At 69.8% G+C, this 14,329-nt stretch carries 12 protein-coding genes and 1 tRNA gene; 10 read left to right on the plus strand and 3 right to left on the minus strand.

The annotated features are described in order from the left end of the window. Positions 1 to 332: 332 nt before the first annotated feature. Positions 333 to 1,385, plus strand: a complete 1,053-nt coding sequence (locus STRVI_RS06895) for a beta family protein (RefSeq protein WP_014054904.1) — start codon at positions 333 to 335, stop codon at positions 1,383 to 1,385. 322 nt (positions 1,386 to 1,707) lie between these two features. On the opposite strand, the gene STRVI_RS06900 is transcribed toward STRVI_RS06895, so the two are convergent. The 3 genes from STRVI_RS06900 to STRVI_RS06910 all read right to left on the minus strand — a co-directional run bounded on the left by STRVI_RS06900 (position 1,708) and on the right by STRVI_RS06910 (position 2,660). Beyond that, a complete protein-coding gene (locus tag STRVI_RS06900; protein ID WP_014054905.1) occupies positions 1,708 to 2,121 on the minus strand; it encodes a PIN domain-containing protein in 414 nt (137 codons plus the stop codon). Continuing rightward, positions 2,118 to 2,381 (minus strand): hypothetical protein, encoded by a 264-nt coding sequence (locus tag STRVI_RS06905; RefSeq protein ID WP_014054906.1) that lies wholly within the window; start codon positions 2,379 to 2,381, stop codon positions 2,118 to 2,120. Before STRVI_RS06905 ends, STRVI_RS06900 begins: the two co-directional genes overlap by 4 nt. 207 nt (positions 2,382 to 2,588) lie before the next feature. Further along, positions 2,589 to 2,660: transfer RNA gene (locus STRVI_RS06910), tRNA-Arg, on the minus strand. 213 nt (positions 2,661 to 2,873) lie between these two features. On the opposite strand from STRVI_RS06910, the gene STRVI_RS06915 reads away from it, so the two are divergent. The 9 genes from STRVI_RS06915 (at position 2,874) to rpmE (ending at position 14,290) form a co-directional block, all read left to right on the plus strand. Further along, complete coding sequence (locus tag STRVI_RS06915) at positions 2,874 to 3,305, plus strand: response regulator (protein WP_251982569.1); 432 nt, start codon at positions 2,874 to 2,876, stop codon at positions 3,303 to 3,305. Positions 3,306 to 3,479: 174 nt separating this feature from the next. Next, a complete protein-coding gene (nrtL, locus tag STRVI_RS06920; RefSeq protein WP_014054908.1) occupies positions 3,480 to 4,505 on the plus strand; it encodes an ArgS-related anticodon-binding protein NrtL in 1,026 nt (341 codons plus the stop codon). A gap of 45 nt (positions 4,506 to 4,550) precedes the next feature. Then, positions 4,551 to 5,942 (plus strand): diaminopimelate decarboxylase, encoded by a 1,392-nt coding sequence (gene lysA, locus STRVI_RS06925; protein WP_014054909.1) that lies wholly within the window; start codon positions 4,551 to 4,553, stop codon positions 5,940 to 5,942. A 111-nt stretch (positions 5,943 to 6,053) separates the two neighbouring features. Beyond that, a complete protein-coding gene (locus STRVI_RS06930; protein WP_043235501.1) occupies positions 6,054 to 7,346 on the plus strand; it encodes a homoserine dehydrogenase in 1,293 nt (430 codons plus the stop codon). A gap of 89 nt (positions 7,347 to 7,435) precedes the next feature. Further along, positions 7,436 to 8,524, plus strand: coding sequence for a threonine synthase (gene thrC, locus STRVI_RS06935; protein WP_043235503.1), 1,089 nt, complete (start codon positions 7,436 to 7,438; stop codon positions 8,522 to 8,524). 401 nt (positions 8,525 to 8,925) lie between these two features. Further along, complete coding sequence (gene thrB, locus STRVI_RS06940; protein ID WP_014054912.1) at positions 8,926 to 9,840, plus strand: homoserine kinase; 915 nt, start codon at positions 8,926 to 8,928, stop codon at positions 9,838 to 9,840. A 402-nt stretch (positions 9,841 to 10,242) separates the two neighbouring features. Next, positions 10,243 to 12,405: a transcription termination factor Rho gene (gene rho, locus STRVI_RS06945; protein WP_014054913.1), complete on the plus strand. Its 2,163-nt coding sequence runs from the start codon at positions 10,243 to 10,245 to the stop codon at positions 12,403 to 12,405. A gap of 389 nt (positions 12,406 to 12,794) precedes the next feature. Further along, complete coding sequence (locus STRVI_RS06950) at positions 12,795 to 13,919, plus strand: LCP family protein (RefSeq protein ID WP_014054914.1); 1,125 nt, start codon at positions 12,795 to 12,797, stop codon at positions 13,917 to 13,919. A 146-nt stretch (positions 13,920 to 14,065) separates the two neighbouring features. Beyond that, positions 14,066 to 14,290, plus strand: coding sequence for a 50S ribosomal protein L31 (gene rpmE, locus STRVI_RS06955; RefSeq protein WP_014054915.1), 225 nt, complete (start codon positions 14,066 to 14,068; stop codon positions 14,288 to 14,290). Positions 14,291 to 14,329 lie beyond the last annotated feature (39 nt).

Below are 14,329 nucleotides of genomic sequence, written 5' to 3' on the forward strand. Positions count from 1 at the left end.
AGACCCCACAACGGTTTCCCTGCTGCACGGCGAGCTGCGGGTGCTGGCCGCGCTCCCGGCCGGGTACGGCTGGACGACGGCGTCGTGGCCGCTCCTATACGGCTCGACGCATCCCACTTACTTGAGCCCGCCGCGTGAGCCGCTGCCGAGCGGTCCACGCCGTTGTGAGAGCACTATGCACATCAGCGGAGAGGCACGGGCCTTGGCTCCTCGGCCCCTTGCCCCTGACGCATACACGCCGTCGTGGCTGATTGGCGTCCTTTCCGGACTCCGGAACCCCATTCACCCTGGAGGTCGGGAGACGACACGGTCTGCGCCGAGGGGGAGCTGCCATGTCCGAGCCACTGTATGTTTCCGTGCTGCCTACCCGGCCGCATGCCATGGCCGCTTACCGGGGGCTGCGGCCCGACATTCAGGCCAGGGTCGCCCCGCTGTGGACCTTGCCGCCCCGCACTGGCATGCTGCCGGACCTCCTGGCCGTGGAACTTCGCAAGGATGCGGGCCGCGTTTCCACCGCGCACCGTTACCAGTCGGCCTGGCTGGACGCGCCGTTCACCGACGAGAATGAGGCCGCTGTCCTGGCCGAAACCCTGCCGCCCGAGTGGTGGGCCCAGCGGAACCTGCATCCGGTGACCGGCCCTTGTCGGCCCGTCCCTCAGCAGTCCCTGGCTCTCGCGGCAGCCCAGCGGCGTGGCGGCGGTCTGGGTATACGTGTGCGGGTCCCGGGTGAGTGGCACGACCGGGATATCCCATGTCTGTGCGCACTGCTCGACCGTGCTTGTCCCATCGGCCCAGTCGACCTGTTCCTCGATCTGGGCGCCGTACCGCCCTCCCGCAGGGGCGCCGCCAAAGAGGCTCTGCGTGCTCTCGACGTGCTGGTCCCGCTCGCCCCCTGGCGGACGGTATTCGTTGTGGCAGGCGGCTTCCCCGAGCCGCCCGAGGGCTTCCTGGAGAGCGCCTGGCATGAGGCCCCACGACCGGACTGGGACACGTGGCACGAGATCCACCACAGCGGGCGCTCCTACCTCCCGCTGCTGCACTACGGCGACTACGGCATCCTCCCCGCCGGGTACGTCGCCCAGACCCCGCTCTCGGGCAACGGAGGACCGAAGTGGGGCATCCTCCGCTACACCACCACCCGTTCTTATTTCCTGGCCAAGGTGCTGCAGCGCGGCGATGACCGCGATGCAGTCAACCGCGATGCCGCGCGGCGCCTCACCCGCCTCGCGGACTTCCGTGGCCCGTCGGTCGGAACAGGGGAGGGCTGGCTGCGCGACTGCGCTCAGGGATCCGTCGCCACCGGCAACCATTCCGTATGGAACCGAGTGGGAAACATCCAGCACATGACGTTCGTCGTCAATTGTCTCGCTGGGCCACTTCGTTGAGACGGTGAGACGGCCGTGCGGTTCAGGACGGGAAGTCGGCGCTGAGCTGGATCTCGGTCCAGACGGTCTTGCCTACCGGGTGCCTGGGTTCGAAGCCGCACCGCGCTGCGAGGGACTCGACGATGACCAGACCTTGCCCGTGCTCCTCCCAGGCGTCCGGCGGAGTGACGGGGGCCGGACTGGGAAGCCTGCCTTCTCCCTAGACGCGGCCACTATGCCAATGGCAGCCCAGCCTATGCCGTGCCCGCCCTGGGCGGCGTTCGTCACGGCAAACGTGATTTGCGGTTCGCGAATGAGGCGTCTCTACCGCGCTGGGAGCTGTTCAGGTCTTGATGACGGTGACGCGTCCCCCGCAAAGGGCAGTGAGGTCCTCAGGATCTGACGTGAGGATCGTGACGGCTCCGGGAGCGGCGAGGGCGGTCGCGCTGAGCATGGCGTCGATGGCGTACTTGTGGCCGTGCAAGCCGGCGTCGGCGAGGAGAGCGGCGGCGTGGCGGGCGAGGGGCTCGGTGACCGGCTCGACGACAAGGCGGGACAGCGTCCACTCAAGTGCCGGGCGGTTGATTCGGGGATGGACAACTTCCACCAAGGTGGCCGCGGACGTGATCACCCGTAGGTCGTCGGCGCGAGCTAGAGCGAGCCACGCGGTGACGGTGCGGTCGCGTAGGACGGCCTTGGCCAGTCCCTCGCTGTCGAGGACCAGAGTGCCACCGGGAGCGGCGGGGGAGCGGGTCACGCAGCGTCCGCCTCGCCGCTTGTCTGCTGCTGGCGGGCTCGGTGCAACTGGTCGCGCATGGACTGGATCTCTTCCTCGGTGATCGGTCCGTGTTCGGCCTCGGCGACTTGGATGAGTTCGTTGAGGTTGTCGCGCTCGATCTGGCGGGCAACGGCAGCGGCCACGTATGCGGATAGGCCGGAGGGGCCGCTGCGGGCACGGGCAGCTTCCGCGATGTCGCGCGGCATGGTGATCGAGTACTTGCTGGTGGCCTCACTCATGCCACTGATCCTACCAACTATGCCCCCTCTCTCTGGCGATCCAAGGATGCCGGGGAGAATGCTGCAACAAGGGGAGCGCCTGAGGGGGTTGCAGTTTCGGGGCGCTTGGACCCTGTTGGCGCCGGGGCGCAAGTCGGCTTGCGCACGAAAAAGGACCCCGCTCTCAGCGCTTCCGCTGTGACGGGGTCCATCGGGCACTCGCTTGAGTGCCCCCGGCAGGATTCGAACCTGCGCACACGGCTCCGGAGGCCGTTGCTCTATCCCCTGAGCTACGGGGGCCTGTCGCTGCTGTTTTGCGGCGACGGGTAGAACCTTACCAGCTCGATCAGGGTGGTCATGAACGGTTATCGGGGGCTGGTCGGAGGGGGAGCGGAGAGGTGTATACCGCATGTGGGGGTGGGGGTGCAGGGGTCTCGGGGAAAGGTCCCTCGCACGGGGCGGAAGTGGGGAAAACCCGGACGCGGTCGTGGCTGCGCGCCTACTCTTCAGGGTGTGCCTGGCTTGTCCGGCCGGGTCCTTGTCGTCGACGACAACAAGGTCATCCGGCAGCTGATCAGGGTCAACCTCGAGCTGGAGGGCTTCGAGGTCGTGACCGCGGCCGATGGTGTCGAGTGCCTGGAGATCGTTCACCAGGTGCGGCCCGATGTGATCACTCTCGATGTCGTGATGCCCAGACTCGATGGGCTGCATACGGCGTCGAGGTTGCGCGCTGATGCTCGTACGTGTCATGTGCCCGTCGCGATCATCAGTGCGTGTACGCAGTACGAGATGGACAGTGGGAAGGCGCTGGGTGTCGATGCCTTCCTCGCGAAACCGTTCGAGCCCGTCGATCTTGTCGAGCTCGTGCGGAGGCTGATGCGGCAGGGGGCGGCCGGTGCGGCGGCTCCTGGTGATGCCGAGCCGGTTGTGGGGCCCACCGGGTAGTGGTGGGCCCCAGGGCCGTTCCGTGCGGTCGGTCCGGGGGCTTGGTTTTGAGTTCGTTGGTGGGGGCTGGGGCTCCTTCTCGTTTCTCTTGCGGCTCGGGGTCCCGCCTTCCTGCGCGTCCGATGGGCGAAACCGGTTCGCTTCGGGACCCCCCTCCTCCCATACGCTGGTCCCGTGACTCCCGCCCAGCTCTCCCGCACTGTGCTGCACACCGTGCGTCGTGCCGTTGAGGACGACGAGCTGTGCGTTGCCGTGCCGGAGCGGGTGAAGGTGCGGATTCCTCCTCGGCCCGGGTGTGGGGATTACGCCACCAATGTCGCCCTGCTGCTGGCCAGCGGCAGTGGTGATGGTGGTGATGGTGATGCGCTGGGCATCGCCGAGGTGCTGCGGCGGCGGCTTGTTCTCGACCCCGGGATCGCCCGCGTCGATATCGCCGGCCCCGGGTTCCTCAACATCACCCTCGAGGGCACCTCCCATGCTCAGCTCGTGCGGGCCGTGCTGTCCCAGGGGCTTCGCTACGGGCATGGGGATGCGCTCGCCGGGGTGTCGGTTCCGCTCGGGGCCAGTGATGAGGTGCGGGCCGCGCTCGTCGCTCATGTGGTGCGGGGGCTTGTCGGCGTCACCGGGGGAGTCGTTGTTCCTGGTGACGGGCCCGTCGTGCGGGCCGTTCCGGTCTCCGGGCGTGATCTGCTCACCCGTCTCGGGCCCGACGCCGCCCGTTGGGCGCTGCTTCGGCCCGCCGGGCATGATCTGCCCGATCTCGACCCCGCCCACCTGCTCTCCCAACGCGAGGACAACGCTCTCTTCCGGGTTCAGTACGCCCACGCCCGCACCCGGGCCCTGATGCGGAACGCCAGCCAGTTCGGCATCGTCCCCGAGCCCCAGTCCGATTCCGGTTCTGATTCCGAGCCCGGCATGTACGGCCACCCCGCCGAGGCCGCCCTTCTCGCGCTCCTCGCCGATCACCCCCGCACCATCGAGGCCGCCGCCCGGCACCGTGCGCCCGATCGGCTCGCGCGGCAGCTCGTCGCCGTCGCCGATGGCTTCTTCCGGTTCCATGACGCCTGCCCGGCCCTCCCCGCAGGCGAGTGCAAACCCTCGGCCGTCCACCGTTCCCGGCTGGCCCTTGCCGACGCCGCCGGGGCGGTGCTCGCCGGCGGCCTGCACCTGCTCGGCATCAGTGCACCCGAACATCTGTAAGACCTTGAACTTCTGTAAGACCTTGAGAGAGACAGCAGAGACAGCATGAGCCGTTCCGCCCACCCTGCCGGGCCCCGCCACGCCGATGTCCTTCCCGAGGGGCACTACGCCGCGCCGCCCGCCGATCTCAATCAGCTCGACCCCCGCGTGTGGTCCCGTACGGTCGGCCGGAACGCCGACGGCGTCGCCACCGTCGGCGGGATCGACGTCAAGACGCTCGCGGAGGAGTTCGGGACCCCCGGCTACTTCCTCGACGAGGACGACTTCCGGGCTCGCTGCCGGTCCTGGCGGGAGGCGTTCGGGGAGGACGCCGACGTGTTCTACGCCGGGAAGGCGTTCCTCTCCCGCGCCGTCGTGCGCTGGCTGACCGAGGAGGGGCTCAACCTCGACGTGTGCTCCGCCGGGGAGCTGGTCACCGCGCTCGCCGCCGGGATGCCCGCCGAGCGGATCGCGCTGCACGGGAACAACAAGTCCACCGGCGAGATCGAGCGGGCCGTCGAGGCGGGTGTCGGGCGGATCGTGCTCGACTCGTTCCAGGAGATCGCGCGGGTCGCGCACATCGCCCAGCGGCTCGGCAAGCGCCAGCGGGTGCAGATCCGGATCACCGTGGGTGTGGAGGCGCATACCCACGAGTTCATCGCGACCGCCCACGAGGACCAGAAGTTCGGCATTCCGCTCGCGGGCGGGCTGGCCGCCGAGGCCGTACGGCGGGCGCTCAAGCTGGACGGGCTGGAGCTCATCGGGATCCATTCGCACATCGGCTCGCAGATCTTCGACACCTCGGGCTTCGAGGTGGCCGCCCACCGCGTCGTCGGGCTGCTGGGGGAGATCCGGGACGAGCACGGCGTCGAGCTGCCCGAGATCGACCTCGGCGGCGGCCTCGGCATCGCGTACACCTCGGGGGACGATCCCCGCGAGCCGCACGAGATCGCCAAGGCGCTGCGCGACATCGTCCACCGGGAGTGCGACGCGGCCGGGCTCGCGGTGCCGCGGCTGTCGGTCGAGCCGGGGCGGGCGATCGTCGGGCCGACCGCGTTCACGCTGTACGAGGTGGGCACGGTCAAGGAGCTGCCGGGGCTGCGGACGTACGTCAGTGTCGACGGCGGGATGTCCGACAACATCCGTACCGCGCTCTACGACGCGGAGTACTCCGTGGCGCTGGTCTCCCGCTCCTCCACCGCCGAGCCGATGCTCTCCCGCGTGGTCGGCAAGCACTGCGAGTCCGGCGACATCGTCGTACGGGACGCCTTCCTGCCGGCCGATCTGGCGCCCGGCGACCTGATCGCCGTCCCCGCCACCGGCGCGTACTGCCGCTCGATGGCGAGCAACTACAACCACGCGCTCCGTCCGCCCGTCGTCGCCGTACGGGACGGTCAGGCGCGCGAGATCGTCCGGCGCGAGACGGAGGAAGATCTCCTGCGGCTCGATGTCGGCTAGCGAGAAATGGATCTCGGATACTGGACCTGGGACAGGAAATCCCGTCCAGTGCATGAGACTGGTGCACTAACGCGCTGATGCAGTAACGCGATGGATGAGAAACGAGGTCGGATGATGCGTACGCGTCCGCTGAAAGTGGCGCTGCTGGGCTGTGGAGTGGTCGGCTCAGAGGTGGCGCGCATCATGACGACGCAGGCGGACGATCTCGCGGCGCGCATCGGGGCCCCGGTCGAGCTGGCCGGGATCGCCGTGCGGCGCCCCGGCCGGGTCCGGGAAGGGGTGCCGGCGGAGCTGGTGACCACCGATGCCACGGCCCTGGTCAAACGCGGGGACATCGATGTGGTGGTCGAGGTCATCGGCGGGATCGAGCCCGCCCGCACCCTCATCACCACCGCCTTCGACCACGGCGCGAGCGTGGTGTCCGCCAACAAGGCGCTGGTCGCCCAGGACGGCGCGGCGCTGCACGCCGCGGCCGAGCAGCGCCGTGCGGACCTCTACTACGAGGCCGCGGTCGCGGGGGCGATCCCGCTGGTGCGGCCGCTGCGCGAGTCGCTGGCGGGCGACAAGGTCAACCGCGTCCTCGGCATCGTCAACGGCACCACCAACTTCATCCTCGACCGGATGGACGGCAGTGGCGCCGGGTACAGCGAGGCGCTGGACGAGGCCACGGCCCTGGGCTACGCCGAGGCCGACCCGACCGCCGATGTCGAGGGTTTCGACGCCGCCGCGAAGGCCGCGATCCTCGCCGGGATCGCCTTCCACACCCGGGTCACCCTCGACGATGTGCACCGCGAGGGCATCACCGAGGTGACCGCCGCCGACATCGCCTCCGCCAAGCGCATGGCCTGCACCGTCAAGCTGCTCGCGATCTGCGAGCGGGCCGCCGACGGCCGCTCGGTCACCGCGCGGGTGCATCCGGCGATGATTCCGCTGAGCCACCCCCTCGCCTCCGTCCGCGAGGCGTACAACGCGGTCTTCGTGGAAGCCGACGCCGCGGGGCAGCTCATGTTCTACGGCCCGGGCGCGGGCGGTTCGCCGACCGCCTCGGCCGTCCTCGGTGACCTCGTCGCCGCCTGCCGCAACAAGCTGGCGGAGGCCACCGGACCGGGGGAGTCCGCGTACAGCAGGCTCCCGGTGAGCCCGATGGGCGATGTGATCACTCGCTACCACATCAGCCTGGACGTCGCCGACAAACCGGGAGTTCTCGCACAGGTCGCCACAGTCTTCGCCGAGCATGGCGTGTCCATCGATACGGTCCGCCAGCAGGGGAAGGACGGCGAGGCGTCCCTCGTCGTCGTGACCCACCGCGCGAGCGACGCCGCGCTGTCGTCGACCGTGGAGGCGCTGCGCCGGCTCGACACCGTCCGCGGTGTCGCGAGCATCATGCGGGTCGAGGGCGAGTAGAGGCCGGGTAGCGGCCGCGCTGAGGCCGAATAGAGGGTGAGCGGAGAGTAAGGGAAATCATGAACGCAATCGCCGACGCCGGGCCTCGAATGTCCGGCACCCGCCAGTGGCACGGCTGGCGGGGCATCATCGAGGAGTACCGCGACCGTCTCCCGGTGAGCGAGACGACGCCCGTCGTCACCCTGCGCGAGGGCGGTACGCCGCTGGTCCCCGCGCAGGTGCTCTCCGAGCGCACCGGCTGCGAGGTGCACCTCAAGGTCGAGGGCGCCAACCCCACCGGGTCGTTCAAGGACCGCGGGATGACGATGGCCATCAGCGAGGCCAAGGAGGCCGGCGCCAAGGCCGTCATCTGCGCCTCCACCGGCAACACCTCGGCCTCGGCGGCGGCGTATGCCGTACGGGCCGGGATGGTCTGTGCGGTGCTGGTCCCGCAGGGCAAGATCGCGCTGGGCAAGATGGGTCAGGCGCTCGTCCACGGCGCGAAGATCCTCCAGGTCGACGGCAACTTCGACGACTGTCTGACGCTGGCGCGCGGACTGTCGGAGAAGTACCCGGTGGCGCTGGTCAATTCGGTCAATCCGGCCCGGATCCAGGGGCAGAAGACCGCCGCCTTCGAGATCGTGGACATGCTCGGGGACGCGCCCGACGTCCATGTGCTGCCGGTCGGCAACGCGGGCAACATCACCGCCTACTGGAAGGGCTACAAGGAGTACGCGGCGCCGTTCGCCGACAGCGAGCCGCGCGCCTCCCGTACGCCCCGGATGTGGGGGTTCCAGGCGTCCGGCTCGGCGCCGATCGTGCGCGGTGAGCCGGTCAAGGAGCCGAGCACCATCGCCACCGCCATCCGCATCGGCAACCCGGCCTCGTGGACCTACGCCGAGCAGGCACGCGACGAGTCCGGCGGCTTCATCGACGAGGTGACCGACCGTCAGATCCTCGCCGCCTACCGGCTGCTCGCCGCGCAGGAGGGCGTCTTCGTGGAGCCGGCCTCCGCGGCGAGTGTGGCGGGTCTGCTGAAGGCGGCCGAGCAGGGGCTGGTCGACCCCGGCCAGCGCATCGTCTGCACGGTGACCGGAAACGGGCTCAAGGACCCGGACTGGGCGGTGGCGGGCGCGCCGCAGCCGGTCGTGGTCCCGGTGGACACGGACGCCGCGGCCGTACGGCTCGGGCTGGCCTGATCCGGCCCTGCGAGGGGCTCGATACGGCGTGCCCCGACCCGGCCCCGCAATGGGGCCGTGACCTGGGGCGATGAGGGTTTCGGCGGGGCGCCGCTCCGCGGCTCGCCGGGGCCCCTCCGGGCCGTACTCTAAAGATCCACTCAAGTGGTGGCAGAGCAGCGCGAGGGCGCGCGGAGCGACCCAGTAGAGTGGTCGCGGATGGTTGCAGGGGGCGCGACACGCATCGTGCGCCTCCCGTGCGCCCTATGTCGCCACAGAACCTTCCTTCGATAGGCTGTACTGAATCCGCCCCGACGCAGAGTGCTCGCCTCTGCGCGGCGTCGCCGTACGTGTCGCGGCCCCCGCGGTGTTCCGTACCTCTTCGAGCAATCGCACGTAACCACAAGGAGAGTCATCGAGCGATGGCCGGTCCAGCGTTCCGCGCCGCCGCCGTCCGAGTGCGCGTCCCCGCATCGAGCGCCAATCTCGGTCCCGGCTTCGACGCCCTCGGCCTGGCCCTGGGCCTCTACGACGACGTGGTGGTCCGGGTGGCCGACTCCGGTCTGCACGTCGACATCGCCGGCGAGGGCGCGGAGACGCTGCCGCGCGACGAGAGCCATCTGCTCGTACGCTCCTTGCGCACCACCTTCGACCTGCTGGGCGGACAGCCCCGCGGCCTCGAAGTGGTCTGCGCCAACCGCATTCCGCACGGCCGGGGCCTGGGCTCCTCCTCCGCCGCCATCTGCGCCGGGATCGTCGCCGCGCGCGCGGTGACCATAGGCGGCGCCGAGCGGCTCGACAACGAGGCGGTGCTGGAGCTGGCCACCGAGATCGAGGGCCACCCCGACAATGTCGCCGCCTGTCTGCTCGGCGGCTTCACCCTTGCCTGGACGGACGCGGGATCCGCCCGGGCGATCAGGATGGACCCTGCGGATTCCATCGTTCCGGTGGTCTTCGTCCCTGGCCGGCCGGTGCTCACCGAGACCGCCCGCGGGCTGCTGCCGCGCACCGTCCCGCATGTGGACGCGGCGGTGAACGCGGGCCGGGCCGCACTGCTCGTCGAGGCCCTGACCAGGCGTCCCGAGCTGCTGCTCGCGGCTACGGAGGACCGGCTGCACCAGGAATACCGTGCTCCGGCGATGCCCGAGAGCGTGAGCCTGGTGAACCGACTGCGGACGGACGGCGTCCCTGCGGTCATCTCCGGTGCGGGCCCCACGGTGCTCGCGCTGGTCGAGGACGGTGCGGCCGACAAGGTCGCACGACTGGCGGGCGAGGGGTGGGCGGCCAACCGGCTGGCTCTCGACGCCGGGGGGGCGAGCGTCCTGCCGCTCACCTGACACCGCGGTCCGGGGCGTCCCGGACCCGGAAAAACTCGATAGCCGGTCTTGGAAAGGGGGAATGTTTGTTGGATCCGGTAGTGTTAACCTCAAGTCAGCACTTGATGCCTCTTGGATCTATTCAGAGGCGAGGTGCCCAGTGTCCCCATCCGGGACCACCCTTCTTCCGGGAGCCTCCCCCACTGCCTGAGCAGCCTGCCTGAGCAGTAGCGAGCACGCTCCGGAATCGGCGTGGCGGATCTCAGTGAACCCTCCACCGCGTCGGAACCATGAATTGATCTCTCCGCCGTACCCCGGCGGACCACCGCCCCGGCCCGGTCCGTTACGGAAGGACCACAGCCGGACAGCACAACCGGTCGCCGAGCCAGACAGGCCGACGCCCGCTCCAGGGAAGGACCCTTCGTGAGCGACACCACCGATCTGATGGGCGTGAACGCCTCCGGCACCTCCGACAGCGGTGTCGGCAACAACGCGCCCGCCACGGACGCTTCCGCGCCCGCCACCGGTGCTGCCACTGGCGCTGCCCCGCGGCGACGCCGCTCGGGCACCGGCCTTGACGCCATGGTCCTGGCCGAGCTGCAGCAGCTCGCCTCGAGCCTTGGCATCAAGGGCACCGCACGGATGCGCAAAGGCCAGTTGATCGAGGTCATCAAGGAGAAGCAGGCCGGGGGCTCCGGCTCCGCCGAGGGCTCCGAGAGCACCCCGTCCGCCGCGGAAGGCGAGACCAAGCCGAAGCGCCGAGCCACCTCGCGGACCCGTACGGGCGATGAAGCCGAGGAGAAGGCCGGCAGCGCCAAGTCCTCGAAGTCCGCCGGGAAGGCGGAGAAGGCCGACAAGGCCGATAAGGCCGAAGCCGAGGAGAAGGCCGTCGCCCAGCAGCAGATCGAGATCCCGGGCCAGCCCGGTGAGCCCGCGGGCGATGAGCAGCCGGCCGGTGAGCGCCGCCGTCGCCGCGCCACCGCGCCCGCCACCACCCCCGATGCCGGGGGCACGGCCACCGCTGTCGAGACCAAGACGGAGACTCGTACGGACGCCTCCGCCAAGACCGAGACCAGGACCGAGCCCAAGGGCGACGGGAAGGCCGAGGCCGCCGTCGACACCGCCGAGGGCAAGGGCGCCAGGGGCGCCGACCGCCAGGAGCGCGGCCAGAAGGGCGACCGCCGGGAGCGTCAGCGCGACCGCGGGGACCGCGGGGACCGCGGCGAGCGCGGCGACCGCGGTGACCGCCGCGGCAAGAGCGACGACGGCCAGCAGAGCGGCGGCCGTCAGCAGCGCGACGGGCGCGGCCAGGCCCAGCAGCGCCCCGACGAGAGCGATGACGACTTCGACGGCGGGCGCCGTGGCCGCCGCGGGCGCTACCGGGACCGCCGTGGCCGCCGTGGCCGCGAGGACTTCGGCAACGAGCCGCAGGTGTCCGAGGACGACGTGCTGATCCCGGTCGCGGGCATCCTCGACATCCTCGACAACTACGCGTTCATCCGGACCTCCGGCTACCTCCCGGGCCCGAACGACGTCTATGTCTCGCTCGCCCAGGTCCGCAAGAACGGTCTGCGCAAGGGCGACCACGTCACCGGCGCGGTCCGTCAGCCGCGCGACGGCGAGCGCCGCGAGAAGTTCAACGCGCTGGTGCGGCTGGACTCCGTCAACGGCATGGCGCCCGAAACCGGGCGCGGGCGGCCGGACTTCGGCAAGCTGACGCCGCTTTACCCGCAGGACCGGCTGCGTCTGGAGACCGAGGCCGGCGGGCTGACGACCCGGATCATCGACCTGGTCGCGCCGATCGGCAAGGGGCAGCGCGGTCTGATCGTGGCCCCGCCGAAGACCGGTAAGACCATGATCATGCAGGCGATCGCCAACGCGATCACCCGCAACAGCCCCGAGTGCCATCTGATGGTCGTCCTCGTCGACGAGCGGCCGGAAGAGGTCACCGACATGCAGCGGTCGGTCAAGGGCGAGGTCATCTCCTCGACCTTCGACCGTCCGGCCGAGGACCACACCACCGTCGCGGAGCTGGCGATCGAGCGGGCCAAGCGCCTGGTCGAGCTGGGCCATGACGTGGTCGTCCTGCTGGACTCGATCACCCGCCTGGGCCGCGCCTACAACCTGGCGGCGCCCGCCTCCGGCCGCATCCTGTCCGGTGGTGTCGACTCGACCGCGCTCTACCCGCCGAAGAAGTTCTTCGGCGCCGCGCGCAACATCGAGGACGGCGGCTCGCTGACCATCCTGGCCACCGCGCTGGTCGAGACCGGCTCGCGCATGGACGAGGTGATCTTCGAGGAGTTCAAGGGCACCGGCAACATGGAGCTGCGGCTCGACCGGAAGCTCTCGGACAAGCGCATCTTCCCGGCGGTGGACGTGGACGCGTCCAGCACCCGTAAGGAAGAGATCCTGCTGGCGCCGGAGGAGCTGAACATCGTCTGGAAGCTGCGCCGGGTGCTGCACGCGCTCGACTCCCAGCAGGCGATCGAGCTGCTGCTGGACAAGATGAAGCAGACGAAGTCCAACGCCGAGTTCCTGATGCAGATCGCCAAGACCACGCCCACTCCGGGCAACAACGGCGACTGAGCGGATATCCGCCGGAACGCTCCGTAGACGAGGCCCCCCGCACCGCGGGGGGCCTCGCTGCGTTCGATGAGAGGTGAGCCACAGCGGCAAGCCGGGCCACGGACCGGTCCTGATCATGTTATCGCCCGCGAAAGTGCAGGTCAGGGCGGTAAGGCGGACGAAGGGGACGAACGGAGCGCCCGGTGGCCCGGACGAAAACCGGCCATGGCAGGTATGCAACCCTGGCGCACGGCCTTCCATCTGTCAGGTCGGAATACGGGGCCGGAACACAGGCAGACTCCACCGCGACACCGCGACACCGCGACACCGCGACACCGCGACACCACGACACCACGCCTGACCGTGACGGCAGGGGGTACTCGGGCAGCACATAGAGGACTGAGGAGCACATGGCCGAGGACAGCAACAACGCACCGGTAACGCCGGGCCGCCACCGCGCCCGCGCCGCAACGCCGGGCCGCCGCCGCAAGCGGCCCAGCACGCGCCGCAGGGCCGTGGTCTACACGGTGTGGACGCTGGCCGCCGTGCTGGTGCTGGGCGGTGCCGGACTCGGCTACCTCTATTACAAGCTGAACGGGAACCTCACCGGCGTCGACGTCAACGCCGCCCTCGGTGCCAACCGCCCCAAGAACGTCGACGACGGCTCGATGGACATCCTCGTGCTCGGCTCCGACTCCCGGGCCGGCAAGAACGCGAAGTACGGCACGGACGAAGGCACATCGCGGTCCGACACGGCGATGATCGTCCACGTCTACAAGGGCCACAAGAAGGCCAGCGTCATCAGCATCCCGCGCGACACCCTCATACAGCGGCCGTCCTGCACCACCAAGGGCGGGCAGCAGACGCCCGCCGTGCAGGCGGCGATGTTCAACAGCGCGTACGAGGCCGGCGGCCCGGCCTGCACCATCAAGACCATCGAGTCCATGACGGGCATCCGCATGGACCACTTCCTCGAGGTCGACTTCACCGGCTTCAAGCAGCTCATAAACGACCTCGGCGGCGTCAACCTCACCACCACCGCCCCGATTCACGACCCGAAGAGCCACCTCGACCTGGAGCCCGGCCCGCACACGCTGGACGGGGAGCAGTCCCTGGGCCTGGTGCGCACCCGGCACGGCGTGGGCGACGGCAGCGACCTCGGCCGGATCAAGCTCCAGCAGGCGTTCGTCAAGGCGCTGCTGGACCAGGTCAAGCACGTGGACGTGTTCGGCAACCCGAAGAAGCTCTACGACCTCGCGGACACCTCCACCAAGGCGCTCACCACCGACTCCGAGCTGGCCTCGGTGAGCAAGCTGAAGGGCTTCGCCGAATCCATGAAGGGCATCGGCTCGGGCGACATGAAGATGACCACGCTGCCCGTCGAGTACGACCCGCAGAACCCGGCCCGGGTGCTGCCCATGGAGCGCAAGGCCAAGCTCATATGGACGGCGCTCCGCAACGACCAGCCGGTCCCCGCCTCGGCCACCAAGGGCTCCGCGGGCGACGCCACCGACGCGGGCAAGGTCGTCCAATAGCCTCCCGGGAGGGGTCGGGAATATCCCGGCCCGACCCCCGGTTTTGGGAGATGCGGCCAGTACTGGCAAACTGGATCGTCGGTCCCGGTTCACGACAGGGCATTCCGCCCGTCGACCCGGTGCCCTCCCGAACCTAGGAGATTCCCTTGAAGCGCGACATCCACCCGGAGTACGTCGAGACGCAGGTGAGCTGCACCTGTGGCGCCTCCTTCACCACCCGCAGCACCGTGGACGGCGGCACCATCCGTGCCGACATCTGCTCCGAGTGCCACCCGTTCTACACGGGCAAGCAGAAGATCCTCGACACCGGTGGCCGCGTGGCGCGGTTCGAGGCCCGCTTCGGCAAGAACGCCGGGTCCGCCAAGAAGTAGCGACCCGCACGGCGCCGGTCTTCGGTCGCCCCTTCCCTG

This window comes from Streptomyces violaceusniger Tu 4113 (genome assembly GCF_000147815.2).
In the GTDB taxonomy this organism is placed as follows: domain Bacteria; phylum Actinomycetota; class Actinomycetes; order Streptomycetales; family Streptomycetaceae; genus Streptomyces; species Streptomyces violaceusniger_A.